A 26944-nucleotide genomic window follows, 5' to 3' on the forward strand; every position below is an offset into this window, starting at 1 on the left:
ATTTTTCAGCAAGGAGAAGTGCAGATGCAAGACAGCCATACATTGAATGTAAAACGCAGACAGTTATTAAAACTTTCGGGCGCGCTGGCCGGCGGCGTCGCGCTGGCGGGACTGAGCCGCAGCGCCCTGGCCGATGCGCAGCCATCGTCCTCGGCCGGCTTTACCACACCGACGGCCGAACATCCTATCCGCATCAATTTCAATGAAAATGCGCTCGGCATGTCGCCGCGGGCGCAGGCGGCGGCGCGCGACGCCGTGGTCAAGGCCAACCGCTACGCCAAAGAGGAAATTATCGCGCTGCGCAGCCAGCTGGCCGGCCGTTATCAACTGCCAGACGAGTCCATTCTGCTGACCGCCGGCTCTTCGGAGGGCATTCGCGCCGCTATCGAGGCTTACGCCACATTGGATACACAGCTGGTGATCCCGGCGCTGACCTACGGCGACGGCGAGCACTTCGCCGCCATCGCCGGGATGAAAATCACCAAAGTGCCAATGCTGGACGGCTGGCAGTTCGATATCAACGGGCTGAAACAGGCGGTTGCCAACCACGCCGGCCCGTCGCTGGTGTATCTGGTCAACCCGAACAATCCCACCGCCACCATCACGCCGGCCGACCTGATCGAACCCTGGATCGCCAGCAAACCGGCCAATACGGTGTTTATTGTTGATGAAGCCTATGCCGAATTCGTCAACGACCCGCGCTTCCGCTCGGTCGGCCCGCTGCTGAAACAGGGCGCCGACAACGTGATCCTGCTGAAAACCTTCTCCAAAATCTACGCCATGGCCGGCATGCGCGTGGGATACGCCGTGGCGCAACCGGCGCTGATCGCCCGCCTGGCCAATCACGTGGCCGGCGAAAAGATCAATTTTTGCGGCGTGGACGCCGCTCTGGCTTCGCTGCACGATGAGGCCTTCGTCACCTACAGCAAGAAAAGCAATGATACTTCGCGGCAGATATTGCTGAAGACGCTGAACGAACTAGGCCTCGACTATTTACCGTCGGAAGCCAATTTCGTGTTCTTTAAGCTCACCACGCCGCTCGCCGCCTTCCAGCAGCAGATGAAACAGGCAGGCATTCTGGTGGGACGTGCTTTCCCGCCGGCCGATGACTGGTGCCGCATCTCGCTGGGGACGCCGCAGGAAATGACCTTTGTCGCCCACACCCTGAAGCAGTTCCGCAGCCAGAAGCAGCTGTAGCCGTCCGTCGCCCCGCTGCTGCGGCGGGGCTATCGCCCAGCGTTGACCGTTCTTTACCCTGCGCGTACGCATTAGCCACTATACTCAGGACTCTTTCGCTTTTTATAAGGACTTCAGGATGTTAAAACTTTCCCGTTGCGCCCTGCTGGCGGGCGCGCTGTTGCCCTGCGCCGTCGGCGCCGCTGAAAACCCGCAATATGGCGTCGAACTGCAAGGTTTTCACTACCCTTATCCGCTGCAGAAATTCAGCTTCCGCTCACAGGGCCAGACCTTAAGCATGGGTTATATGGACGTCGCGCCCGACGGCGACGCCAACGGACAGACCGTGGTGCTGATGCACGGGAAAAACTTCTGCGGCGCCACCTGGGAAGATACCATCAAGGCGCTTAGCCAGGCCGGTTATCGGGTGATCGCCCCGGATCAAATCGGTTTTTGCAGCGCCAGCAAGCCGCCACATTACCAATACAGCTTCCAGCAGCTGGCGCAAAACACCCACGATCTGCTAAAAAAACTCAAGATTTCCTCGGCGACACTGATCGGCCACTCGACCGGCGGTATGCTGGCCACACGCTATGCGCTGATGTATCCGCAGCAAACGCGGCAACTGGTGATGGTCAACCCGATCGGCCTTGAGGACTGGAAGGCGAAAGGCGTGCCCTGGCGCAGCGTCGATCAATGGTTTGAGCGCGAGCTGAAAACCAGCGCCGCCGGCATTAAACAGTATGAACAGAAAACTTACTACGGCGGCCGCTGGCAGCCGCAGTACGACCGCTGGGTAGATATGCTGGCGGGGCTGAACAATGGTCCCGGCAAACGGCTGGTGGCATGGAACTCGGCGCTGATCTACGACATGATCTATACCCAGCCGGTCTATTACGAATTTAAAAATCTGCAGATGCCGACCACCCTGCTGATCGGCACCGACGACACCACGGCGATCGGCAGCGACATCGCCCCGCCGGCGGTCAAGGCGCAGATTGGCGACTATCACCAATTGGGCAAGCAGGTGGCGAAACTGATCCCACAGGCGACGCTGGTCGAGTTCCCGGGTCTCGGCCATGCGCCGCAAATGGAACAGCCGGAGACATTCCACCAGGCGCTGCTGAAGGCGCTACGCGCACAGGGCTGAATTGGCGGAGTCGGCGCCGGCGCTCTACCCTTAAAAGGTAATAATCAACCGAGGGTAGCACTATGCGACGGATTATCGTTGGCGCCTTTCTCAGCCTGGACGGGGTGATGCAGGCGCCGGGCGCGCCGGAAGAAGATCGCGCCGGCGGGTTTCGCTACGGCGGCTGGACGGTGCCCTACTGGGACGACCAGATCGCCGCAGCCATGGGCGATCTGTTCTCCCGCCCGTTCGACCTGCTGCTGGGGCGCAGAACCTATGACATTTTCGCCGCGCACTGGCCCTATGTGGAAAGCGACCCTGCGGCCGGCAGTTTCGATCAAATGAGCTACGATGCGGCGCGCCTGTTCAATCAGGCGACCAAATACGTTGCTACCCATCACAGCGACACGCTCTGCTGGCAGAACAGCCACTCTCTGGGCCAGAATGTGCCGGCGGCGCTGAACGCACTGAAGGCCGAAGACGGACCGGATTTGATCGTGCAGGGCAGCGGCGAGCTGGTACAACAGTTGCTGTCCTACGATCTGGTGGACGAACTGCGATTGCTGATTTATCCGGTGCTGCTGGGGGACGGTAAACGGCTGTTTGCCGAGGGGCTGACGGCGATGGCCTTTACGCTGGAAAAAGCGCTCAGCACCCCCAGCGGCGTGGTGATCGCCTACTACCAGCGCGGAGGGGAAATTGAACTGGGCACCTTCGCGCTGGAAAATGCCCGCGCGCCGGAGCACCCCTGGTGAAGCCCGCACAGACAGAGGGCACGCCCGGCATCAGGCCATCAACAGCCCCAGCAGCGCGCCGCCGGCCAGCACCCACAGCGGATGCAGCCGTTTACTCATGCCGAGCAGCGTGGCGACGCCAATCAGCAGCGCCAGCCGCCAGCTGCCGGCCGACGCCTCGGCGATCAACGCGCCGCTGGCGGCGACCAGCCCCACCGTCACCGGCACCAGCCCGGCCTGCACATAGCGCCGCCACGGCCGATCCTTAAAGCGTTTCCACCCCTGCATCACCAGCAGGGTCACCAGCGACGACGGCACAAATTTGGCCAGCGATGACACCAGCAGCCCCGGCCAGCCGGCGACCTGCCAGCCAATCAGCGGCACCACCATCATATTCGGCCCCGGCGCCGCCTGCGCCATGGCGAACAGCGCGCTGAACTCTTGCGCACTCATCCACTGATGCACCTCAACCACCTGCCGCTGCATCTCCGGCAGAATGGTGATACCGCCGCCGAACGCCATCAGAGACAGTTCACTAAAGATGACCGCCAATGCGATCAGCAGCGGAATCATAACCATTTCCTCCAGGCCAGCAGAATGCTGAGCGGCGCCAGCGTCAGCATGGTCGGCAACAGCGGCAAACGCAGCCAGGCGATCGCCAGCAGGCACAGCGCGGCGATCGCCAATGCCAGCCAGCGGCCACGCAGCGGCTGCAGCATTTTTAACGCGGTCGCCAACAGCAGCCCGGCCGCAGCGGCGGCCAGCCCGGCGAACAGGTGCTGAATGTGGGCATCGTTCTGAAAGCGCGCATAGACCGCGCCCAGGGCAACCACAATAGCCGTCGGCGCGCAAATCAGCCCCAACAGCGCACTGCAGGCGCCGCGCAGGCCGCGGAACTCCATGCCGACCGCCACCGACAGGTTAATCACATTGCCGCCGGGCAAAAACTGGCACAGGCCAAGCAGCTCGGTAAACTGCTCACCGCTCAGCCAGCGCCGCTCCTCAACCAGCATCCGCCGCGCCATCGGCAGCACGCCGCCGAAGCCGATCAATCCCAGCATCAAGAACCCCTGAAACAGCGCCCAATTACCGGGCGCCGCCGCATGCGCTGCCCCTTTCACTACGTTCGTCTCTGACATGACGCCTCTCACACAGGTTCTGATGGCTGGTATGATGCGCGTGCGCATGCCATGATGTCTAATGCATTTCGTGGACACTGACCATACCCTGAAGGTATTGATATGATTGAACTGCGCCGGCTGAAAGCCTTTGTCACCGTGGTTGAGGAAGGCAATATTACCCGCGCCGCCGAACGGCTGTGCATTCAGCAACCGCCGCTCAGCCGCCTGCTGCAAGGACTGGAGGAGGAGCTGGGCGTGCAGCTGCTACAGCGCCTGCCGCGCGGCGTACGCACCACCGACGCCGGTGATGTGCTGCTCCGTGAGGCGCGGACGCTGTTGGCACGCGCCGCAACGCTGGCAGATGCGGTGCGCCGCGCGGCCCGCGGCGAACAGGGGCATATCGCTATCGGTTTCACCAGTTCGGCGGCGTTGCACCCGTTCGTACCCAATCTGCTGCGGCGCTACCGCGAGATCCTGCCGGACATCACCACGCAGCTGGAAGAGGCCGGCAGCGGGGAGTTGATGGATGCGTTGGTGGATGAGCGGCTTGATGCGGCCTTTGTGCGTTCACCGGTCAGCGAGATCCCCGGAGTCAGTATCGAACCGGTGCTGCGCGAAAGTATGCTGATCGCCCTGCCGGTCGGCCACCGGCTGGCTGACGATGCACAAACGCCGCTGCCGCTGGCGGCACTGGCCAATGAGGCGTTTATTCTTTACCGCCGCCCGGCAGGACAGGGGCTGTACGATGCGATCCTCGCCGCCTGTTACCGTGCCGGCTTCAGCCCGCGCATCGTGCAGGAGGCGCCGCGCCTGCCGGCCACCCTCAGCCTGGTCGGCGCCGGTCTGGGGCTGTCAATCGTACCGGCATCGATGCGTCGCCTTGGCGGCGACGGCATCGTTTATCGCGCCATCAGCGACGCCGACGCGCCCGGCGCGCCGCTGTATCTGGCGCTGCGCGGCAATCGCCACTCGCCCATCGTCAGCCGCTTCCGTGAACTGGTCAGCGAAGCGGTGGCCGCAGAAAAGTAGCCTGCTGATTATTCATTATGGGGCGATTGCTCAAAACCTCGCCCCGTTCCCCCTATTTTCTCCACATTTGCTCGGCAGACTCACGACGGTATCTGTTAATCGTTTAGTCAAAAAATCACGGTGTCATGTCATTGTTTAATTTTCTTTCCCGCCGGCTGATTGCCGCCGCAGCCGCCTGCATCATGCTGTCCGCAGTCTCTGCCGCACAGGCTTCCGCCCCGCTTGCCCTGCACTCCCGCGCCGCTCTGGTGGTCAATGCCAAGACCGGTAAAACGCTGTATCAGAAGCAGGCCAACCGACGCATGCCGATTGCCTCACTGAGCAAACTGATGACCGCCATGGTGGTGCTGGACAATAAACGCCCGCTGGGCAATAAAATAAAAGTGACCCGCGCCGACCGTGATTTACTGAAGAAAACCCACTCGCGGCTGACCGTCGGCTCCGTCCTCAGCCGACGTGATATGCTGCACATTGCGCTGATGTCGTCGGAAAACCGCGCGGCGGCGGCGCTGAGCCGTTACTATCCCGGCGGTCGCCCGGCCTTTGTCGCCCGGATGAACCGCAAAGCGCGCCAGATCGGCATGAAGAACACCCGTTTCCGCGATCCGACCGGGCTGACGCCGCGCAATGTCTCCACCGCACGCGATCTGCTGAAAATGGTGAAGCACGCCTACCGCTATCAGACCATCCGCGCCTTCAGCACGGATAAACAGCAAATTGTGCATCCCGGCCGCGGCCAGCTGGTGTACCGCAGCTCCAACGGCTTGATTAATAACCATGCCTGGGATATCCGTTTGCAAAAAACCGGTTATACCAACGAGGCCGGCCACTGTCTGGTGGTGCGCACGGTCATTAAGGGCCAGCCCATCGTGATGATCTTGCTCGGATCACAGCAGCGCTATGGCCACTACAGTGACGCCATCCGCCTGAAAAACTGGCTGGAATCCTGACCCCGCACGGCCGCGCCCTGCGCGGCCCCCCCTGACACCGCCGATGTTTTCTCCTGTCGCCTCACTCTCCGCTCTCTTGCTATCGCTTATTGCCGCACACGGCGCGATAATCGACCACAGACTCTTTTTCGATTAAAGGAAGCGCCCATGCCACAGTTTTCTCCTTTGTCGCCTGCGCCGATCGACGTGATCAGCATTCAGTCGCAGGTCATTTACGGTAGCGTCGGCAACGGCATTGCCTATCGCACTCTGCTGGCCAAAGGGTTACAGGCTCTGCAGGTGCCGACGGTGTTGTTCGGCTGCCCGCCCTATTATGGTCCGCCGCACGGCGGCGTCATTCCCGACGACTGGTTCGGTGGTTTCCTCGACGATTTGCTGGCGCGCGGCGTGGCTCAGCAGACGCGCGCGGTGATTGTCGGCTACCTGGGCAATGATCGTCAGTGCCTGCTACTGGCCGACTGGCTGCGGCGCGTCAGGGCACTCAATCCGCAGGTGCTGATCGTGATTGACCCGGTCATAGGCGACTACGGTGAAGGGGTTTATGTGCATCAGCGCCTGGTCGACTGCTACCGCTCACCGTTCCTGCAACTGGCCGACGGACTGACGCCCAACGGTTTTGAACTGGAGCAAATCAGTGGCGCGACGCTGAGCTGCCGGGAACAGATCGTGAACGCCGCGCGTGCGCTGCTGAATGACGCGACCCGCTGGGTGTTGGTGACCAGCGCCCCTGACCGTCAGGCGGATCCGCAGGATATCAGCCTGCTGTGGGTTACCGCCGATGAGGTCAAAGCCATCAGCCACCGCAAAATTGACGCCAACGTCAAAGGCACCGGCGATATGTTTACCGCACTGCTGGTCAGCCAGTTGCTGGCCGGCGAACCGGCGGAAAATGCCGTTTATCACGCGATTGAAGAGGTTTGTGCCGCGCTGACGGAGGCGGCTCGTTACGGTTGGGGAGAAATTGGCCGCCTGACTGCGTCAGCATAAAACAGGCCGGCGCGGCACGCCCGCGCCGGGGCCGTCAGCGCTTTTTCTTTTTATTAAAATCCAGATCGAACGCATACACCGCGCTTTGCAGTTTGCGCATCGTGACGGGACTGACATCGGTAAAGCGGCAGGAAAGCCGGGAAAACCGCCGGTTGTCGCCTTCTTCTTCCACGTTAACGTCATGATCGTCGGTGAGCGCCAGCAGCTCCATATTCACTTTGAAGGTGCCGTAGCTGTCCAGATTCAGCTGAACTTTGTGAAAGACAAAACCAGGGTGCAGGAAAGACGGAATATCCCCGTCCAGGCGCAGGCCGACGCCACCAACGGAAATATCGTGGATACGCAGGTACAGAGGTGAACCGTCGGGATAATCGCCGTGGCAATAGAAGTCGCGCCAGTAAGGCGTAGTAATGCGCGGCTGACGCCGGCGCTGAATATATTTCAGCTCTTTCGGCAGTTGGGCGGAAAACGCCTCGTTTTCCTGATGCCGTACCCGCTCTGCGCTGTCGACTAAAAATTCAATTTTGGCATCATAGCCTTCAATCACCACCTGTAGTTGGCCACCGGTACACTGCTGGCAGTCGCTGCCGTCAAAGACGATATTGCCGGCGCCCACGCTTAATAGCTGGCTGTAAAAAAATTGTTGCTGTTGATTAGCGATGCGCATCGGCGTGCGCTGCTTGTAGATATCTCGCAAAATAGCCAGAACTTCAAAACGCTCTTGCTTGATAAACAGTCCGTTATTGAGCTGCTCCACTCGTCTCTCCTGACTTTTCCACTCATGCTTACAAATTCCTTACGCTTATCATCACTGGGAGTAATCCTAAAGTCAAATTTACATATTCTTACGGCTAACTCTAGGAATATCTGCCACTTACATATTTGTTGGTGATTCGGTAAACAGGGGAAGCAACGCATGCCCCTGACTATTCTTTCATCAGGGGCGGCGTAAACGGCGGGTTAAAGCGTGATACGCTGGCTGTGCTCGTCTGCACCCTGCGCCGCATGATGAATGGCGATATAGCGCTGATAGCGGGCAGGCTTGAGCCTGGACAGGTCGACCAGCACCAGGCCGTCGATGCAGTTATTGAAGGCCGGATCGGTGCCGAAATCGATAAACTGTACGCCGCCCGGCTCGCACAGTTCGCTGTACTGTTTGTAAAGCGTCGGGATTGAACAGCCCAGGTTATTCAGCAGGCTCTTCAGCCGCACCAGGTCCCCCTGATAATCATCGCCGGCGAACTGCGCCAGCACCTGCGGCAGCGAAGCGGGATAAGGCTGACGCGACTGGGCCAGCGGATTGTCCGCGGCAAAATAGAGCCGGTAAAAGGCAATCAGCAGATCCCGCGCCGCAACAGGCATGCCACCGGAGATCGACACCGGACCGAACAGATAGCGATATTGCGGGTATTTGGCCAGATAAGCGCCAATGCCCAGCCACAGATAATCCAGCCCGCGTTTCCCCCAGTAGGTCGGCTGAATAAAGCTGCGACCCAGTTCAATGCCCTGCGCCAGTATCGGCATCATATCGCGGTCATAATCAAACAGGCTGTTGCTGTAGATGCCCGCCAGCCCTTTGCGCTCCAGCTGTTCGCCGGTGGGGATAAAGCGGTAGGCGCCGACGATATCCAGCGCATCCTCATCCCACAGCACCAGGTGATAATAGTCATCGTCGTAGCTGTCCAAATCGCGGCGTCGGCCGGAGCCTTCACCCACCGCGCGGAACGCGATTTCCCGCAGTCTTCCCAGCTCCCGCAGGATCGGCGAGCGTGCGTCATCCTGCCGCCGGTAGAGGAAAATCGCTTTGCCATCGGGGGTTTTCCCCAACAGTTCGCAGGCCTTCAGCGCCTTTTTCAGCTCCTGGCGCTCTTCCGGCAGGGCAATGGGTGACTCACTGGCGAACAGGCCGCTTTTCCCCTGACCCAGACGGTATACGTGACGACGAAAGCGTCCTGCCAGATCGCGGGCGCCGGTGTGGCCGTCGTGCCAATTGTTAAACGGAATGCGCCCGCCGATGCGCAGCTTGATGCGGCCGCCGCGCTGCTGAAACATTTCACGCACCAGCAGCAGCGTCGACAGGGGGCGATAGGCCAGTGAGGCAAGGTAAAACAACGTGCTGTTACGGGCGCTGATATGAATCGGCACGATCGGCGCGCGCGCTTTGGCCGCCAGCCGCAGAAAACCGGTATGCCAGTGGCCGTCGCGGATCCCCTGCGGGCTGATGCGCGATACCTCCCCGGCAGGGAACATAATCAGCACGCCCTGCCGTTCCAACTGCTGCTGCATGGCCTGGATCTGCTGGCGGCTGGTCTTGTACGCCACATTGTCGACCGGTACAAACAGGCTGCTCAGCGGCTCGATATAGCTCAGCACCTGGCTGGCGACCACTTTCACATCCTGACGCACCGCCGCCACGGCGCGCAGCAGCGCCAGGCCGTCCAGCGAGCCGATAGGATGATTAGCCACCAGCACCACCGGTCCCTGGCTCGGGATATTTTCCAGATCGCCGTCCACCAGTTCGCAGCTGAGGTTGAAATAGTCCACCACCTGCTCAACCAAATCCAGCCCGCGCAGGTGCGGATAGTCGGCGGCAAACTGTTTGAATTCTTTTTCGAAGAGCAGATTTCTTAGCAGGCTACGCTGCCAGGCGGGGGGATTGCGATGCGGGAAAGCGTCTTGCAGCAAGGTATCCAAGCTAAACATCGTGTTATCTCCTTGGCCTAGTCGCAGCAACGTTAAGCCAGCGGTATGACTGCGACATGTCAGAAAGATGACGAAAAAATTAAACCTCCCGCCCCGCCACACCATCCCGGGCGGTGAAAAAGGCATCAGGCTTTATTGAGCATAGTCCGGCTTTGGGTCTGATTCAAAAATACGCCGCCGCCGGAGCATTAATCCCTTGTGGGTAATGTGCAGGTTAATGTCCGAAAGCCGCCATCACCGCGCGTGGTTTCATGTAATAATCGGCCCATCAGTGAAGAGGAGTGATCGTATGCAGACATTTTTAATTGACCGTATGCCAACCCCGGTGGGCGAGCTGGTGCTGATCGCCGATGAGCAAGGTCAGCTGCGCGCCGTCGACTGGACTGACTATTACGACAAGCTGATCAAACTGCTGAACACCCATTACCGGCGCGATGGTTTCCGGCTGCAGGAGCAGCGTGACCCCGGCGGTCTGAGCAGCCTGATGCAACGCTACTTTGCCGGCGAGCTGGGGGTTATCAACGACATCCCGGTCATGACCGCCGGCAGTGAATTTCAGCGCACCGTCTGGCAGCAACTGCGCCGTATTCCGTGCGGGGAAACCATCACCTATGGCGAACTGGCCAGACGCATCGGCCGACCGACCGCCTCACGCGCCGTCGGCATGGCAAACGGCTCCAATCCCGTCAGCATTGTGGTGCCCTGTCATCGGGTGATTGGCTCGCAGGGCGCACTGACTGGCTATGCCGGCGGCGTGACGCGCAAGCAGTGGCTGCTGCAGCATGAAGGCTTTTTACCAAAAGATTTGTTGTAGCATTTTTAAAGCCGCACACGGACCGGTGCGGCTTTTCATTTTAAATCATAGAGTTTGCTCGATAGCAGCATAAAAGCACAGCAAAATGACTAAATATCGCACAACATGCCCCTATTCTTCCTATTGATACCCTTATAACCTGCCGCAAAAGATGTTAAAATTGACGCATATCAATTATTGCGTGAGCGTAATCTATGATCCCTGAAAAACGCGTGATCCGTCGTATCCAGTCCGGTGGTTGTGCGATCCACTGTCAGGACTGCAGCATCAGCCAGCTGTGCATCCCTTTCACCCTCAATGCCCATGAGCTTGACCAGCTCGACAATATCATTGAAAGGAAGAAACCGATCCAGAAAGGCCAGACTTTATTCAAGGCCGGTGATGAACTGAAATCCTTGTATGCCATCCGTTCAGGAACCATCAAAAGCTACACCATTACCGAACAGGGCGACGAGCAGATTACCGGCTTCCATCTGGCCGGCGATCTGGTTGGTTTTGACGCCATCGGTTCGCTGAAGCATCCGAGTTTTGCCCAGGCGCTGGAAACCTCAATGGTCTGCGAAATCCCGTTCGAAACGCTGGATGACCTGGCCGGTAAAATGCCGAACCTGCGTCAACAGATCATGCGTCTGATGAGCGGCGAGATCAAAGGCGATCAGGACATGATCCTGCTGCTGTCGAAAAAAAATGCGGAAGAGCGTCTGGCGGCGTTTGTCTATAACCTGTCACGCCGTTTCGCCGAACGCGGTTTCTCGCAGCGCGAGTTCCGCCTGACCATGACGCGCGGCGATATCGGCAACTACCTCGGCCTGACGGTAGAAACCATCAGCCGCCTGTTGGGCCGCTTCCAGAAAAGCGAGATCCTCAGCGTCAAAGGTAAATACATTACCATCGAGAATGCGGACGCCCTGTCGCAATTGGCCGGCACCCCACGCATCAGCGTCGCTGCCGTCTAATACCATCGCCGGATCAATAATCTCTAATTATTGATCCGGCTCATCCTCTCTCCGCTGTTCTGTTTTTCAATGTTGGGTTACTCTGTAAATTAACAGACTGTTGATTTCAGCTGTAAGGAGGCCCTAATGGCGATGTATCAGAATCTTCTGGTGGCTATTGACCCCAACCAGGACGACCAGCCGGCATTGCGCCGCGCGGTATACCTGGTCAAGCGGAATGGCGGGCGCATCAAGGCCTTCCTTCCTATCTATGACTTCTCTTACGAAATGACCACCCTGCTGTCGCCGGATGAACGTACGGCGATGCGCCAGGGTGTAATCAGCCAGCGCGCCGCTTGGATCAAGGAACAGTGTCGCTTTTATCTGGAAGATGGCGTGCCCATCGAGATCAAAGTGGTTTGGCACAACCGTCCGTTTGAGGCCATTATTCAGGAAGTGCTGAGCGGACAGCATGATTTACTGCTGAAAATGGCGCATCAGCATGACCGGCTGGAATCGGTAATCTTTACCCCGACCGACTGGCATCTGCTGCGCAAGTGTCCGTGTCCGGTGTGGATGGTGAAAGACCAACCCTGGCCAGAAGGCGGCAAGGCGCTGGTGGCGGTCAACCTGTCCAGCGAAGAGCCGTATCACGATCCGCTCAATATTCGTCTGGTGCAGGAAACCGTCGAACTGGCGGAAAACGTTAACCAAACGGAAGTCCATCTGGTCGGCGCCTACCCGGTTACGCCGATCAATATCGCCATCGAGCTTCCCGATTTTGACCCCAGCGTTTACAACGACGCCATTCGCGGCCAGCATCTGATCGCGATGAAGGCGCTGCGCCAGAAATTTGGCATCAATGAAGAGTTTACCCACGTCGAGAAAGGTCTGCCGGAAGAAGTGATTCCGGATCTGGCCGAGCACCTGCAGGCCGGCGTGGTGGTGCTGGGCACCCTGGGGCGCACCGGTATCTCCGCCGCCTTTATCGGCAACACCGCTGAACATGTGATCGACCATCTGAAATGCGACCTGTTGGTGATCAAGCCGGAAGACTTCAACTGCCCGATTGAGGCCGATGAAGATGATGAGCATGACGATGAGGACTAAAGCAACACGCCAGTCATAAACAAAACAGGGCCCCGCGGGGCCCTGTTGACGTCTGGCTGAGAATTACAGCTCGATAACGTCGAAGCGTACGTCCGGGTTGACGTCAGCATCGTAGTCTACGCCTTCCAGACCGAAGCCGAACAGGCGCAGGAACTCCTGCTTGTAACCGGTGTAATCGGTCAGATCACTCAGGTTTTCCGACGTGATGGACGGCCACAGGTCGCGACACGCCTGCTGCACGTCGTCACGCAGTTCCCAGTCGTCCATACGGATGCGCTGATGGTCGTCCAGCGTCTTGTCGTCGCCGTACAGACGGGTGCGCATCAGGCGGTAGACCTGCTCCATGCAGCCTTCGTGGATGCCTTTCTCTTTCATGATTTTGAAAGCCATGGAGATATACAGCGGCATCACCGGAATGGCGGAGGATGCCTGGGTCACCACGGACTTCAGCACAGCCACGTGCGCAGTGCCGCCTTTAGCGGACAGATCGCCGCGGATAGCGGTCGCTGCGCGGTCCAGATCTTCTTTTGCCCGGCCGAGCGTACCGTGCCAGTAGATTGGCCAGGTCAGGTCGGTGCCGATATAGGAGTAAGCCACGGATTTCGCGCCTTCCGCCAGTACGCCGGCGCCTTCCAGCGCAGACATCCACAGCTCCCAGTCCTGGCCGCCCATCACGGTGATGGTATTTTCAATTTCTTCTTCCGTCGCCGGTTCCACGGTGGCGGAGACGATCTGATCCTTGTTGGTGTCAATCGCCGTGGTGGTGTACACCTCGCCGATTGGCTTCAGCGCAGAGCGCACCACTTCGCCGGATTCCGGCATTTTACGCACCGGAGAAGCCAGCGAGTACACCACCAGATCGATCTGGCCGAGATCCTGTTTGATCAGTTCAATCACTTTCTCGCGGCATTCGTTGGAAAACGCATCGCCGTTGATGCTTTTCGCGTACAGGCCTTCTTCTTTGGCGGCCTTGTCGAACGCGGCGGAGTTATACCAGCCGGCGGTGGCCGGTTTGGTTTCGGTGCCGGCTTTTTCGAAGAACACGCCGATAGTGGCTGCGCCGCTACCGAAAGCCGCAGCGATGCGGGAGGCCAGACCATAACCGGTGGAGGCGCCGATAACCAGTACGCGTTTCGGGCCATCAGCGATAGCGCCCTGCTGTTTGGTATAGGCAATCTGACGACGTACATTGGCTTCACAACCCACCGGATGAGTGGTGGTGCAGATAAAGCCGCGAACCTTAGGTTTGATAATCATATTGGGTCTAGGATCCGTTAAATGGATGAAATCGGGACATAAGATACCGCATTACGCACCTTAATTGTGATCTGATGTGTTGGATTGCACAAGTTATGACCGATACGGCGCCAAATTCCGCATTTTTTACCCGTCCGCACGCCGGGATTGCCCTGATGAACGCCGGCGACATGCCGCCTGGCGGGCTTCAGTCGTCCGGCAAGGCCCAGTGCGGGTTCCACACCACTTCCCACAGATGCCCGTCCGGGTCGCGAAAGTAGCCGGCATAGCCGCCATAAAACGTCCCCTGCGCAGATTTGACGATCCCGGCCCCGGCGCGCTGCGCCGCCGTCATGATGGCATCAACCTCCGCCCGGCTGGCGACGTTGTGCCCGATGGAAAAGGCGGTCGAACTGATGGGCGTTTTCGCCAGTCCGGTGTCGTGCGCCAGGTCGTCCTGCGCCCAGATGGCAAGTTTGACCCCGCCGGATAGCTCGAAGAACGCCACCGCGCCGTGTTCAAACTCACGGCCGATAATACCGTCGGTCGGCAGGCCCAGACCGTCACGATAAAAGGCCAGGGATTTTTCCAGATCGGCAACGGCCAGCGTCAGCACGGAAATTCTCGCTTTCATCATTCACCTCAGGCAGCTTATCGGTGACATTGTCACTCAACAGCGCGCGTAATACGCGCTCCCCTTCATGCACTGTTGCTGAACTACTCAGCATAGGCGGCCAGGCGGTTGACCGCAAAAAAATGCCGGCCACGTAACGTGACCGGCATTGCAGTTTTCATCATGCCGACGCCTGACGATTACAACGCGTTTTTAATCGCCTCCACGCTGGCTTTGGCGTCGCCGAACAGCATCTGGCTGTTTTCTTTAAAGAACAGCGGATTCTGCACGCCGGCGTAGCCGGTATTCATCGAGCGTTTAAACACGATAACGTTCTGCGCCTTCCACACTTCCAATACCGGCATGCCGGCAATTGGGCTGCGCGGGTCTTCCAGCGCCGCCGGGTTAACGGTGTCGTTGGCGCCGATCACCAACACGGTGTCGGTATCGGCGAAGTCGTCATTGATCTCGTCCATTTCCAGCACCACGTCGTACGGCACCTTGGCTTCCGCCAGCAGCACGTTCATATGGCCCGGCAGACGGCCGGCGACCGGGTGAATGCCGAAGCGCACGTTAATGCCGCGGGCGCGCAGTTTCTCGGTGATTTCCGCCACCGGATACTGCGCCTGCGCCACCGCCATCCCATAGCCCGGCGTGATGATCACCGAACTGGAATTACGCAGCAGCTCGGCCACCTCTTCCGCCGTGGTTTCCCGGTATTCGCCCATCTCTTCCGCCTCGCCGGTGGACGACCCGTCGGTGCCGAAACCGCCGGCGATCACGCTGATAAACGAACGGTTCATCGCCTTACACATAATGTAAGACAGGATGGCGCCGGAGGAGCCGACCAGCGCACCGGTCACGATCAGCAGATCGTTGCTCAGCATAAAGCCGGCCGCCGCCGCCGCCCAACCGGAATAGGAGTTGAGCATTGACACCACCACCGGCATATCCGCCCCGCCGATAGACGCCACCAGATGCCAGCCGAACGCCAGCGCGATCGCCGTCATCACCAGCAGCGCGAACACCTGCAGCCCTACGCTGTCGCTGGAGACGAACATCACCATCAGCAGGAAAGAGACCACCAGCGCCGCCAGGTTCAGCTTATGACGGTTCGGCAGCATCAGCGGCTTGGAGGAAATTTTGCCGCGCAGCTTGCCGAACGCCACGATGGAACCGGTAAAGGTCACCGCGCCGATAAAGATGCCGAGGAACACTTCGCTCAGATGGATATTCTCCATCACCGGCTCCATCGGCGCGCCATGGTCCAGATAGCTGTTGAAACCGACCAGCACCGCCGCCAGGCCGACGAAGCTGTGCAGCATCGCCACCAGCTCCGGCATTTCGGTCATTTCCACCTTCTTCGCCAGATAAACGCCGATCGACCCGCCGATAATCATCGCGATAATGATCCACCCCACGTTGCCGGCGTCCGGCCCGAGGATGGTGGCAATCAGCGCAATCGCCATCCCGGCGATGCCGAAGCGGTTGCCCAGCTTGGAGGTTTCATGACGCGACAGCCCCGCAAGACTCAAGATAAATAAAATAGCGGCAACAATGTATGCTGCTGTAACTAATCCACCAGACATTGGTTACCCCTTATTTACGGAACATCTTCAGCATGCGCTGAGTGACGGTGAATCCGCCAAAAATATTGATGCTGGCAATCAGCACGGCGATAAAGGAGAGGAAACTCACCCAGCCGCCGTGGCCAATCTGCAACAGGGCACCAACCACGATAATGCCTGAAATCGCATTGGTGACCGACATCAACGGCGTATGCAGCGCGTGGCTGACGTTCCACACCACGTAGTAGCCGACCACGCAGGCCAGCGCAAACACGGTGAAGTGCGACAGGAACTCTTTCGGCGCGGCGTCAGCCAGCCAGCCGAACAGCACCACGGCCAGCGCCATCAGGCCATACTTCAGCCATGGCGAAAGCGGTTTTTTCTCCTCTTTGGCCAGCGGTTCCACGGTCTGCGCCTGTGGTTTCGGCTGGGCGGAAACCTGGATCGGCGGCGCCGGCCAGGTGATATCACCGTCGCGCACCACCGTCACGCCGCGGATCACGCTGTCTTCAAAGTCGATATCCAGCTCGCCGTTTTTCTCCTTCGCCAGCAGCTTCAGCAGGTTGACCAGGTTAGTGCCGTACAGCTGGGAGGACTGAGTCGGCAGGCGGCTCGGCAGATCGGTATAGCCGATGATTTTCACCCCGTTGTCGCTGGTGGTGATGCGATCGGCGACGGTCAGTTCGCAGTTGCCGCCGGTTTGCGCCGCCAGATCGACGACCACGCTGCCCGGCTTCATGCTGGCGATCATCTCTTTGGTTATCAGCTTCGGCGCCGGTTTACCCGGAATCAGCGCAGTGGTGACGATAATGTCCACCTCTTCCGCCTGTGCGGCGAACAGCGCCATCTCCGCCTTGATAAAGGCTTCGGACATCACTTTGGCATAGCCGTCGCCGCTGCCCGCTTCTTCCTCGAAGTCCAGCTCCAGGAATTCCGCGCCCATGCTCTGCACCTGCTCCTTCACTTCCGGGCGGGTGTCAAAGGCGCGGACGATCGCCCCCAGGCTGCCGGCAGCACCGATGGCCGCCAGACCGGCGACGCCAGCGCCGATAATCATCACTTTTGCCGGCGGCACTTTACCGGCAGCGGTGATCTGCCCGGTGAAGAAGCGGCCAAATTCGTGCGCGGCCTCTACGATGGCGCGATAGCCGGCGATATTGGCCATCGAGCTCAGCGCATCCATCGACTGCGCGCGCGAAATACGCGGCACAGAATCCATCGCCAGCGTGGTAATACGCCGTGCCGCCAGTTTTTCCATCAGCTCAGGGTTCTGCGCCGGCCAAATAAAGCTGACCAGCGTGCTCCCCTCGCGCATCAGGGCGATCTCCTCTTCCTGCGGTGCGTTGACCTTCAGGATCAGATCCGACTGCCACACCTCTTCGGTGCCGGCCACCGTCGCGCCCGCCTGTTGATAAGCGACATCTTCAAAGCTTGCCAGTTTGCCCGCGTCGTGCTCAATAGCGACGCTGAAACCCAGTTTCAGCAGTTGCTCCACCGTTTTCGGCGTAGCTGCGACACGCGCTTCATTGGCCAACCGTTCTTTAGGTACACCAATACGCATAATATTCCCTTCCGGATTATGATCTTATTATCTTCCAACCCCATAGTGATAACGCCGTCCCTTCCCCCTATGCCGAGCCTGCCGGCGGAGAAAGGGCGGCGTTACCTATAACCTACTGAAAATAGGATCGATGATCTACGTTTGCTTAACCCATCGGATGAGTTTTTACATAAAAATGCACGCGCGGATATGACAAAGCGCAATTTTCTTTGAGAAAAATGGCCAAAGTACCAATAAAAACAGATGGTTTTCTTATCACCAAAAACCTTCACAAGCACAGCCAGCTGCGGCAATGCGGCATAAAAGTTATAGAAATGTGAATAAAAAACACTTATCCAAACAAAATCTTTATTATGGATACTTATACCCAAAGACAACGAAAAATAACGCCACGCCATTAACAGATTTGTCTCATGCGATGCCATAAAATGCTGAGACACCTGCCAAGATTACATGTAATAATCAATGGCTGAATAACACCTCAACAGTTCAGCACGTTATAAACGTTAATGCGCTAGGCGAAAGGATTTTTTATGAAGCTGAAGAACACGATCATCGCATCAGCCTTGTTATCACTTACCGCGCTGTCCGCTCATGCTGCGCAAGAGTTAACGCCTGAGAAAGCGGCGGCTATCAAGCCGTTTGATCGCATCACCATCACCGGCCGTTTCAACGCCATCAACGAAGCCGCCACCGCCGTCTCTCGCCGCGCCGATAAACTGGGCGCAGACGCTTTCTATATTCAAGACATTAATAATAGTAACAACGGCGGTAACTGGCGCGTAACGGCGGACATCTACCACAGCGATGCGCCGGAAGTCGAGAAGAGCAACTACCGCGTATTCAACGGCGTGAAAGAGCTGCCGAAAGACCAGGCTTACCAGTTAGAGCCGTATGACACCGTCAGCGTCAGCGGTTTCTTCCGCAGCCAGCCGGACGTCAACGACGCCATCTCCAAGCAGGCAAAGAAAAAAGGCGCCGATTCCTTCTTTATCGTCCGTCAGGTTGACGCTAACAAGGGCGGCAACCAATACGTCACCGCTTACGTCTATAAAGCCGATGCGCCAAAACGCATCGTGCAGAGCCCGAACGCGATCCCGGCCGACTCCGAAGCCGGTAAAGCCGCGCTGGCCGCCGGCGGCGCCGCCGCGGCGAAGGTAGAGATCCCGGGCGTTGCCTCTTCCGGCTCACCAAGCCGTGAAGTCGGTCGCTTCTTCGAAACGCAGTCGTCAACCGGTAAGCGTTACACCGTCACCCTGGCCGACGGCACCAAAATCCAGGAAGTAAACAATGTGACCGCCGCGCAAATGCAGCCGTTTGACTCCGTGACCTTTACCGGCCACTTCAACAGCATGACCGACGTCTCCACCGAAGTGGCGAAGCGTGCGGCCGCTAAAGGCGCCAAGTACTATCACGTCACCCGCCAGTGGCAGAACAAGAGCGGTGGCAACCTGACCGTCAGCGCCGATCTGTTCAAATAAACCGCGTTTTACCCCTTCCGACGGGCAGCCCTGGCGCTGCCCGTTTTTCTTTCCGTCACGACTGAATAATTTTTTAACCGTTCCGCATATTCAATCATTGCATCCCGCTGCGTCCGTCCGTAGAATCTGCGCCGTTTTTCAGGGCTAATTGTCTAAATGCACGGTGATCGTCACCCTGTTTTTACTGCTCAATCGGCGCTCTCCAGCTGTTTATTCTGTATTCGGGATCCTTCATTGGAAAAAAAATTAGGTCTACTCGCATTAACCGCTCTGGTGCTCAGTTCCATGCTCGGCGCCGGCGTGTTCAGCCTGCCGCAAAATATGGCGGAAGTCGCCAGCCCGGCGGCCCTGCTGATCGGCTGGGGCATTACCGGCGTCGGCATTCTGTTCCTGGCCTTCGCCATGCTGCTGCTGACCCGGCTGCGTCCCGATCTGGATGGCGGTATCTTTACGTATGCCAAAGAAGGCTTCGGCGAGCTGGTCGGTTTCTGCTCCGCCTGGGGCTACTGGCTGTGCGCTGTGATCGCCAACGTCTCTTATCTGGTGATCGTCTTCGCTGCGCTGAGCATTTTCACCGACCGCAGCGGCGCGGTGATCTTCGGCGACGGCAACACTTGGCAGGCGCTGGTGGGGGAATCCATTCTGCTGTGGGTGGTGCACGCGCTGGTGCTGCGCGGCGTGCAGACCGCAGCCAGCATCAACCTGGCCGCCACACTGGCCAAGCTGCTGCCGCTCGGATTGTTTGCCGTGCTGGCAGCGATCGCCTTTAAGATGGACGTATTCACCCTCGACTTTACCGGCGTGGCGCTCGGCAAACCGGTATGGGAGCAGGTAAAAAACACCATGCTGATCACTCTTTGGGTGTTTATCGGCGTGGAAGGCGCGGTGGTGGTGTCGGCGCGCGCACGCAACAAGAAGGATGTCGGGCTGGCCACCATGCTGGCGGTGGTGTCCGCGTTGGCGGTATACCTGCTGGTAACGCTGTTGGCGCTCGGCGTGGTGCCGCGCAGCGAACTGGCGCAGATGCGTAACCCGTCCATGGCGGTGATGATGGTCGATCTGCTCGGCCCGTGGGGCGATGTGATTATCGCCGTCGGCCTGATTATCTCGGTATGCGGCGCCTACCTGAGCTGGACCATTATGGCGGCCGAAGTGCCGCTGCTGGCCGCGCAGCACGGCGCCTTCCCGAAGGTGTTCCGCCGGCAGAATAAAAACCATGCCCCGTCCGCCTCGCTGTGGCTGACCAACGGCGCGGTGCAGATTGCGCTGGTGCTGATCTGGTTTACCAGCAGCAACTACAACTCACTGCTGACCATCGCGTCGGAAATGATTCTGGTGCCCTATTTCCTAGTCGGCGCCTTCCTGTTCAAAGTGGCGCTGCAACGCAATGACAAGCGCCTGATCGTGGCGGCAAGCGGCGCCTGCCTGTACGGCATCTGGCTGTTGTATGCCTCAGGGTTGATGCATCTGTTGATGTCGGTGCTGCTGTACGCGCCGGGGCTGCTGGTGTTTATCTATGCCCGTCGCGGCCATGATGACGTGAAATTGCTGAACAAGCTGGAAAGAAGCAGCATTCTGCTGCTGCTGTTGGCCACCGTGCCGGCCGGCTGGTTTATGCTGCAGTAAATCGTCAAGACGGCCGGGTGAAAACACCCGGTCATTTTTTACTGCGTGCTGATGGTGATCCGCTCACCCACCTGCGTTAATACCACGTTTGTCGCACACTCCTGCTGAATCGCCGCCAGTTGAGCTTTATCCAGCGCATAAGGCAGCAGAATATCAAATACCGCCAATCCCTGCTGTTGCCCAAGATCGATCAGACGCACAATGTTGGTTTCATCGCTGACCTGGGTGGACACCACCTGCAAGGCCAACTCTTTTAACTGTTCTGTACGCGTTTGCGTGGATACCACGCGTGATTTCAGCACCATGCCGAAAATAGGCATGACGCCGTAAATTGCATCAACAAAGCGCCAGTGCTTCTTGCACGATGCAGACAGAAATTCCATGTAGTCAAAGCAGATTGTTTCACTGCACGCGACGGATGCAAGGTGACCGTTACTCATCCCCTCAGTTCCTCTTTTGGCCAGCGTATACCCTGTCGCCCTGGATATTTAAGGTATATTACATCCTGAAATGGATAATCGATGCAAAGCTATAACGATTTTACGCCGTATAATGGCATAATTCCCCTATTGTTTGCCAGCCTGTTCAGGAGCTTTAATCGATGGAACCACATGACTCTGCGCCGGTAGTGATCACCGGCGGCGCCCGGCGCATCGGCCTGGCGCTGGCCAGATCGCTGTTGCAGCGCCAGGTGCCGGTAATCGTCGCCTACCGCAGCGATTATCCGGCGCTCGCCGAACTCAAATCGCTGGGCGCCACCTGCATTCAGGCCGATTTCTCCACCCATGACGGCATCTACCAGTTTGCCGAACAGGTGCGGGAACGCGCCCCCAAACTGCGGGCGCTGGTGCACAACGCTAGCGCCTGGCAGGCCGAATCGCCGCAGACGCCGCCGGAACAGGTGATGGCGTCAATGCTGCAAATTCACGTTTACACCCCCTACCTGCTGAATCAACTGCTGGAGCCCTGCCTGCGCGGCCAGGGGCAGGCAGGCGCCGATATTATCCATCTGACGGATTACGTGGTGGAGAAAGGCAGCGATAAGCATATCGCCTACGCCGCCAGCAAGGCGGCGCTGGATAATATGACCCGCTCGTTCGCCCGCAAGCTGGCGCCGGAGGTGAAGGTCAACGCCATTGCGCCGGCGCTGATTATCTTTAACCCCGGCGACGATGAAGCCTATCGCCAGCAGGCGCTGCAAAAATCGCTGATGAAAGTCGCCCCCGGCGAAAGCGAAGTGGTCGAACTGGTGCATTACCTGCTCGGCAGCCGCTATGTGACCGGCCGCACCCACGGCGTCGACGGCGGCCGTCCGCTGCGCTGATCGTTGCCGAGCGGAGCATGGCGCAACGTACAGCGGCGCGCTATGCTGAATGCCGTCTTGCTGATAACTCCCCGGAAAAAATGCACAAAATTGTTTTTGTAGAAGACGACGCCGACGTCGGTAAATTAATCGCCGCCTATCTGGGCAAGCATGATATTGACGTCCTGGTCGAACCGCGCGGCGACACCGCCCAGGCACGCATTGCGCAGGAGCAGCCGGATCTGGTGCTGCTGGATATTATGCTGCCCGGCAAAGACGGCATGACGCTGTGCCGCGATTTGCGGCCGCAGTTTCACGGCCCGATTGTGCTGCTGACGTCGCTTGACAGCGATATGAACCATATTCTGTCGCTGGAAATGGGCGCCAACGACTATATTTTGAAAACCACGCCGCCGGCGGTGCTGCTGGCGCGCCTGCGCCTGCATCTGCGTCAGGGCGCCGCAGGGCATGAAGATCCCGCCGCCCTGACGCCGCACAACGCGCTGCATTTCGGCCTGCTGTGCATTGACCCGGTCAACCGCCAGGTGACGCTGGCGGACGAGACCATCACCCTTTCCACCTCGGACTTTGACCTGCTGTGGGAACTGGCGACCCACGCCGGGCAGATTATGGACCGGGAGGCGCTGCTGCAAAACCTGCGCGGCGTCAGCTATGACGGGCTGGATCGCAGCATCGACGTCGCGATTTCCCGCCTGCGCCGCAAGCTGTACGACAATGCGCTGGACCCCTTCCGCATCAAAACCGTACGCAACAAAGGCTACCTGTTCGCCCCCAACGCCTGGGAACAGGCGCAGCCATGAGAAAACTCTTCGTACAGTTCTTCCTGCTGCTGTTCGTCTGCTTTCTGGTGATGGCGATGCTGGTCGGGCTGGTGTACAAGGTGACCGCCGAACGCGCCGGCCGCCAGTCGATGGACGACCTGATGAAAAGCTCGCTGTACCTGATGCGCAGCGAACTGCGGGAAATCCCGCTCAAAGACTGGAATAAAACCATTGATACGCTGGATCTCAACCTCTCCTTCCAACTGCACATTGAGCCACTGGGCAAGCAGAAACTGAGCGATGAGATGAAAAAGCGGCTGCGGCTGGGGGAAATCATCGCGCTGGACGATCGGTACACCTTTATGCAGCGCATTCCGCGCAGCCACTACGTGCTGGTGGTCGGCCCCATTCCCTATCTGTTCTATCTGCATCAGGTGCGGCTGTTGGATCTGGTGGTGCTGCTGCTGATTGGCCTGTCGCTGGCGCTGCCGGTGTTTCTGTGGATGCGCCCGCACTGGCAGGATCTGCTGAAGCTGGAAAACGCCGCGCAGCGCCTCGGCGCCGGACATCTGGACGAGCGCACCCATTTTGATCCCACTTCCAGCCTGAACCGGCTCGGCGTGGCGTTCAATCAGATGGCGGACAATATCAACACTCTGATCGCCAGTAAGAAGCAGCTGATTGACGGCATCGCTCACGAATTACGCACTCCGCTGGTGCGGTTGCGGTACCGGCTGGCGATGAGCGATAACCTGTCCGACGGCGAACAGCAGGCACTGAACCGCGATATCGGCCAGTTGGAATCGCTGATCGACGAGCTGCTGACCTATGCGCGCCTTGACCGCCCGCAGGTGGCGCTGAATATTGAACCGATCGACCTGCCCGGCTGGCTGCAGGACAAAACGGAAGATCTGTGGCTGATGCATCCCGAGCGCGATATTGCACTGGATATCCCCCATCGCGGCGACTTCGGCGGCGTGGATCTGCGCCTGATGGAGCGGGTGCTGGATAACCTGGTAAACAACGCGCTGCGCTATGCGCAACGGCGCCTGCGCATCGGCCTGTGGTTTGACGGCGACATCGCCTGCCTGCAGGTGGAAGATGACGGGCCGGGCATTCCGCCGGATGAGCGCCAGCGTATTTTCGAACCGTTTGTACGCCTGGACCCCAGTCGCGACCGCGCCACCGGCGGCTGCGGCCTGGGGCTGGCCATCGTGCACTCCATTGCCGTTGCCTATCAGGGGCAGGTTTTCGTCGACGCCAGCCCGCTCGGCGGCGCCAGTTTCCGCTTCAGCTGGCCGGTAAAATCCCCTGCCTTGTTAAATGCCGAGCCGACAGCGCGTTAAGGGGATAAGGGACAATCCCGTTCTGACTGGTTGCGGACATACCAACCGAGAGTGAACGAGCGATTACGTTTCTGTATCCGCATCACTCGCCATGTAAACGCATACGTTTAATGTCACGCTGCGGAGATTCACCAAATTCCCGGCGGTATTCGCGACTAAACTGCGAAGCACTTTCATAACCAACGATTAAAGCAGCGCTGCCGGCGTCTAAGGAAACTGAGATGACAGACAATATTAAAGATAAAGTAATTGTAATAACCGGTGCTTCAAGCGGTATGGGTGAAGCTGCAGCTCGTCACCTTGCCAAAAAAGGTGCCAAATTGGTACTTGCAGCCCGCCGCTCCGATCGTATAGATGTGCTGGCCAAGGAAATCAATGATCAAGGCGGAACTGCAATTGCTGTAGCCACCGATGTAACCCGTGAAGATGACGTTAAAAAGCTCGTTGATACTGCCGTTAACCAACTGGGTCGCATTGATGTACTGATTAATAATGCCGGTGTTATGCCGCTATCGCCGCTCGATCAGGTTAAAGTGAATGAGTGGAATCAGATGATCGATGTGAACCTCCGTGGTGTTCTGCATGGCATCGCCGCCGCCCTGCCATATATGAAAGCCCAAAAGTCGGGACACATCATCAATACGGCATCCGTTGCCGGCCACCTGGTCTTCCCGGCATCCGCCGTTTACTCTGCCACAAAATATGCGGTACGCGCATTCACCGAGGGGCTGAGAAAAGAAGCCTGCGCTTATAACGTCCGTGCAACCATTATCTCTCCAGGGGCGGTATCTACAGAGTTGCTCGAGCATATCAGCGATAAAGACGTTCAGGCTGTCAATCAGGAGTACGTAGGAAAAGTTGGCGTTCCGCCGGAAACCTATGCCCGCATGGTTGCTTTTGCCATTAGCGAACCCGAAGATGTGGGTGTTAACGAGATTATTTTCCGACCAACAGCCCAGGATTTGTAAGCCTGTACAACAAAAACGGGAGAGTCTGGCAGACGGCTCTCCCACATTCAAAAAACACTCTGTGTACAGGGAGTTACGCGGTTTTACCCGGAGGAATTACGGGGTTATATCTTACCGGCATCCGCACTGAAATGATTGATAAATTAGTCATGGAACGGCTCCCCGCCATTTATGCCAGGGCGTACTACTTATCGCGTTCCGAACAGAACATTCTATGCATGGCATAGCTACAAAGTATCAATAATAGGTGAATCGACTATCCACACACCTAACTCTTAATTAAGCCCCCTGATTTAACCGCGTAACTATCGTGGATATCATAATTTGCCAATGAGAGTAAAAAGCGCCGCCGCTGTTTAGTAAACACCGGCGGCTGCGCATGACTGTTTTCACAAAAGCGATATTCGCTGCCTTACCCTGTACGGTTGCCGCTTGCCTGCGCCACCTTTCCCTTATAGATTGCAGCCTATCGGCGGAGCAAAGCCGCCCGCAGCGGCCGGCAACCATAAGGATAGCGACAAGATGGCCAATATTCGCGACGTTGCCCGGCGAGCCGGCGTTTCCATCAGCAGCGTGTCAAACCTGCTTAATCATCGCGCCCATCAGATGAGTGCAGAGACGCAGTTGCGCATTGAGCGAGCAATGGACGAGCTGCATTACCGGCCGCAGAGAATGCCGCCGCGCACTAGCGGGCAGCCGACGATAATCGGTTTACTGGTGCCGTCGATTGTCAATCCCAGCTTTTCGGCGCTGGCGCATCAGGTCGACCTGTCCGCCCGGGCATACCGCTACCGCGTGCTGCTCGGTAATTCATACCGTCAGGAAGAAGAGGAACGCGCCTTTATCACCGATATGTTCGCCCACGGCGTGCGCGGCATTATCGTCGCGGCGAGCGATATCCGCCAAACGCACTTTGTCCGCTGTGCCGAACAGGGGATGAGAATTGTCAGCTACGACAACCGTTTTAGCGGCAGTATGGCCGCCGATACCCGGCTGGTCGACAGCGTCTCTATGGACAACGTTGAAGCCGGCCGGCTGGCGGCGAACCACCTGATTGAGCGTGGCTGCCGGCAGATTGTTTTTGCCACCGAGGCGGCCCTCACCCTGAGCCGCAGCAATAAAATCGACGGTTTTCTGGCGGCGTTGCGCAGCCATCAGCTACCGGCGTATGAACGGGTGATAGAAGGCAACGCCAGCAGTGAATATGGCGATACGGAGATGTTTGAACTCGGCCGGGCGCTGGTAAGCCGTATACTCGCCATGACGCCCCGTCCGGACGGTATTGTGGCAATCAACGATGCGCTGGGCATTGGCCTGATGACGGGGCTGCGCGCCGCCGGGGTGCGCATACCGCAGCAGATATCCATCGTCGGCATCGACAATATTTCGCTGGCCGGATTTTCCGAGCCGGGACTGACCTCGGTAATGCCGCCGCTGGCCGCTATGGCGCAGCTGATGGTCGAACGCTTAATTAAACGCATCAACGATCCTCTGCTGCCGCCCGGCGAATTTCTTTTTCCGCCGACCTTGATCGGCCGTCAGTCAGTAAAAGATTAGCGCCTATTCGGCACGGCGACAGATATATTTCGACGCTGGGGGCTCCCCTGCGTTATCGGCAGCGGTATACGTAAATCAATAGGAATAATAATGAATATCAATAACCCACAAATAATTCGCTAACACGCAACGTCATCACATCAGGCAATCGTTTATTAATTAACACCGGCGAGTATTAAAGCCGGGGACGGAACACGCCAATAAACAAAACTTGG

The 26944-nt window shown here is 58.2% G+C and carries 25 protein-coding genes and 1 pseudogene; 16 read left to right on the forward strand and 10 right to left on the reverse strand.

Annotated elements, in window-relative coordinates; all coding sequences use genetic code 11:
- Positions 1–24: 24 nt before the first annotated feature.
- From FO014_RS22295 to FO014_RS22305, 3 genes are all read left to right on the forward strand, one after another.
- Complete coding sequence (locus tag FO014_RS22295) at positions 25–1197, forward strand: pyridoxal phosphate-dependent aminotransferase (RefSeq protein WP_160031107.1); 1173 nt, start codon at positions 25–27, stop codon at positions 1195–1197.
- Positions 1198–1315: 118 nt separating this feature from the next.
- Positions 1316–2326, forward strand: coding sequence for an alpha/beta fold hydrolase (locus FO014_RS22300; protein ID WP_160031108.1), 1011 nt, complete (start codon positions 1316–1318; stop codon positions 2324–2326).
- 62 nt (positions 2327–2388) lie between these two features.
- The gene (locus tag FO014_RS22305) at positions 2389–3060 is read left to right on the forward strand and encodes a dihydrofolate reductase family protein (RefSeq protein ID WP_160031109.1); all 672 of its coding nucleotides are present in this window, start codon (positions 2389–2391) and stop codon (positions 3058–3060) included.
- 30 nt (positions 3061–3090) lie between these two features.
- On the opposite strand, the gene FO014_RS22310 is transcribed toward FO014_RS22305, so the two are convergent.
- A complete protein-coding gene (locus FO014_RS22310) occupies positions 3091–3612 on the reverse strand; it encodes a chromate transporter (protein ID WP_160031110.1) in 522 nt (173 codons plus the stop codon).
- Positions 3609–4178: a chromate transporter gene (locus FO014_RS22315; protein ID WP_160031111.1), complete on the reverse strand. Its 570-nt coding sequence runs from the start codon at positions 4176–4178 to the stop codon at positions 3609–3611. The genes FO014_RS22310 and FO014_RS22315 overlap by 4 nt, the downstream gene beginning before the upstream one ends.
- 96 nt (positions 4179–4274) lie before the next feature.
- Here FO014_RS22315 and FO014_RS22320 point away from each other — a divergent pair, with 96 nt between their 5' ends.
- From FO014_RS22320 to FO014_RS22330, 3 genes are all read left to right on the forward strand, one after another.
- Positions 4275–5189, forward strand: a complete 915-nt coding sequence (locus FO014_RS22320) for a LysR family transcriptional regulator (RefSeq protein ID WP_160031466.1) — start codon at positions 4275–4277, stop codon at positions 5187–5189.
- A gap of 125 nt (positions 5190–5314) precedes the next feature.
- On the forward strand, positions 5315–6139 hold the full coding sequence (gene pbpG, locus FO014_RS22325) for a D-alanyl-D-alanine endopeptidase (RefSeq protein ID WP_160031112.1): 825 nt from the start codon (positions 5315–5317) through the stop codon (positions 6137–6139).
- Between the two features lie 147 nt (positions 6140–6286).
- Entirely contained in the window at positions 6287–7126 is an 840-nt protein-coding gene (locus FO014_RS22330; protein WP_160031113.1) for a PfkB family carbohydrate kinase, read from the forward strand.
- A gap of 34 nt (positions 7127–7160) precedes the next feature.
- Here the strand turns inward: FO014_RS22330 and FO014_RS22335 are convergent, their stop codons facing one another.
- Together FO014_RS22335 and olsF are read right to left on the reverse strand one after the other, a co-directional pair.
- Positions 7161–7883, reverse strand: coding sequence for a flagellar brake protein (locus FO014_RS22335; protein WP_160031114.1), 723 nt, complete (start codon positions 7881–7883; stop codon positions 7161–7163).
- A 203-nt stretch (positions 7884–8086) separates the two neighbouring features.
- Positions 8087–9829 carry a bifunctional ornithine lipid synthase OlsF gene (gene olsF / locus FO014_RS22340; RefSeq protein WP_160031115.1) on the reverse strand — a complete coding sequence of 581 codons (1743 nt, stop codon included), beginning with the start codon at positions 9827–9829 and terminating at the stop codon, positions 8087–8089.
- 289 nt (positions 9830–10118) lie between these two features.
- On the opposite strand from olsF, the gene ogt reads away from it, so the two are divergent.
- The 3 genes from ogt (at position 10119) to uspE (ending at position 12688) form a co-directional block, all read left to right on the forward strand.
- A complete protein-coding gene (gene ogt, locus FO014_RS22345) occupies positions 10119–10643 on the forward strand; it encodes a methylated-DNA--[protein]-cysteine S-methyltransferase (RefSeq protein ID WP_160031116.1) in 525 nt (174 codons plus the stop codon).
- Between the two features lie 194 nt (positions 10644–10837).
- On the forward strand, positions 10838–11599 hold the full coding sequence (fnr, locus tag FO014_RS22350) for a fumarate/nitrate reduction transcriptional regulator Fnr (RefSeq protein ID WP_160031117.1): 762 nt from the start codon (positions 10838–10840) through the stop codon (positions 11597–11599).
- Positions 11600–11725: 126 nt separating this feature from the next.
- Positions 11726–12688, forward strand: a complete 963-nt coding sequence (uspE, locus tag FO014_RS22355; RefSeq protein ID WP_015672284.1) for a universal stress protein UspE — start codon at positions 11726–11728, stop codon at positions 12686–12688.
- Between the two features lie 63 nt (positions 12689–12751).
- On the opposite strand, the gene fabV is transcribed toward uspE, so the two are convergent.
- The 4 genes from fabV to pntA form a co-directional block, all read right to left on the reverse strand.
- The gene (gene fabV, locus FO014_RS22360) at positions 12752–13945 is read right to left on the reverse strand and encodes an enoyl-ACP reductase FabV (RefSeq protein ID WP_160031118.1); all 1194 of its coding nucleotides are present in this window, start codon (positions 13943–13945) and stop codon (positions 12752–12754) included.
- 187 nt (positions 13946–14132) lie between these two features.
- Positions 14133–14561 (reverse strand): VOC family protein, encoded by a 429-nt coding sequence (locus tag FO014_RS22365; protein WP_197710659.1) that lies wholly within the window; start codon positions 14559–14561, stop codon positions 14133–14135.
- 176 nt (positions 14562–14737) lie between these two features.
- Positions 14738–16126, reverse strand: a complete 1389-nt coding sequence (gene pntB / locus FO014_RS22370) for a Re/Si-specific NAD(P)(+) transhydrogenase subunit beta (protein ID WP_160031119.1) — start codon at positions 16124–16126, stop codon at positions 14738–14740.
- A gap of 10 nt (positions 16127–16136) precedes the next feature.
- The gene (gene pntA, locus FO014_RS22375) at positions 16137–17666 is read right to left on the reverse strand and encodes a Re/Si-specific NAD(P)(+) transhydrogenase subunit alpha (RefSeq protein ID WP_160031120.1); all 1530 of its coding nucleotides are present in this window, start codon (positions 17664–17666) and stop codon (positions 16137–16139) included.
- Between the two features lie 533 nt (positions 17667–18199).
- On the opposite strand from pntA, the gene ydgH reads away from it, so the two are divergent.
- Both ydgH and FO014_RS22385 read left to right on the forward strand, forming a co-directional pair.
- Entirely contained in the window at positions 18200–19147 is a 948-nt protein-coding gene (gene ydgH / locus FO014_RS22380) for a DUF1471 family protein YdgH (RefSeq protein WP_160031121.1), read from the forward strand.
- A gap of 234 nt (positions 19148–19381) precedes the next feature.
- Positions 19382–20773, forward strand: coding sequence for an amino acid permease (locus FO014_RS22385; protein WP_160031122.1), 1392 nt, complete (start codon positions 19382–19384; stop codon positions 20771–20773).
- 38 nt (positions 20774–20811) lie between these two features.
- Here FO014_RS22385 and FO014_RS22390 read toward each other — a convergent pair whose 3' ends face one another.
- A complete protein-coding gene (locus FO014_RS22390; RefSeq protein WP_160031123.1) occupies positions 20812–21213 on the reverse strand; it encodes a hypothetical protein in 402 nt (133 codons plus the stop codon).
- Between the two features lie 161 nt (positions 21214–21374).
- Between FO014_RS22390 and folM the strand changes: the two genes are divergently transcribed.
- The 3 genes from folM (at position 21375) to rstB (ending at position 24204) form a co-directional block, all read left to right on the forward strand.
- A complete protein-coding gene (gene folM, locus FO014_RS22395; RefSeq protein ID WP_160031124.1) occupies positions 21375–22097 on the forward strand; it encodes a dihydromonapterin reductase in 723 nt (240 codons plus the stop codon).
- Positions 22098–22177: 80 nt separating this feature from the next.
- Positions 22178–22897: a two-component system response regulator RstA gene (rstA, locus tag FO014_RS22400; RefSeq protein WP_160031467.1), complete on the forward strand. Its 720-nt coding sequence runs from the start codon at positions 22178–22180 to the stop codon at positions 22895–22897.
- Positions 22894–24204, forward strand: coding sequence for a two-component system sensor histidine kinase RstB (gene rstB / locus FO014_RS22405; protein WP_160031125.1), 1311 nt, complete (start codon positions 22894–22896; stop codon positions 24202–24204). The genes rstA and rstB overlap by 4 nt, the downstream gene beginning before the upstream one ends.
- Before the next feature lie 82 nt (positions 24205–24286).
- On the opposite strand, the pseudogene FO014_RS24115 reads toward rstB, so the two are convergent.
- Positions 24287–24418 (reverse strand): annotated as a pseudogene (locus tag FO014_RS24115) (AraC family transcriptional regulator); the annotation flags it as partial.
- Positions 24419–24425: 7 nt separating this feature from the next.
- Between FO014_RS24115 and FO014_RS22410 the strand changes: the two are divergent.
- A complete protein-coding gene (locus FO014_RS22410) occupies positions 24426–25172 on the forward strand; it encodes an SDR family oxidoreductase (RefSeq protein ID WP_160031126.1) in 747 nt (248 codons plus the stop codon).
- Positions 25173–25694: 522 nt separating this feature from the next.
- A complete protein-coding gene (locus tag FO014_RS22415; protein ID WP_160031127.1) occupies positions 25695–26729 on the forward strand; it encodes a LacI family DNA-binding transcriptional regulator in 1035 nt (344 codons plus the stop codon).
- The last annotated feature ends 215 nt before the right edge of the window (positions 26730–26944 follow it).

The organism is Serratia rhizosphaerae (genome assembly GCF_009817885.1).
GTDB classification, from domain to species: Bacteria; Pseudomonadota; Gammaproteobacteria; order Enterobacterales; family Enterobacteriaceae; genus Serratia_B; species Serratia_B rhizosphaerae.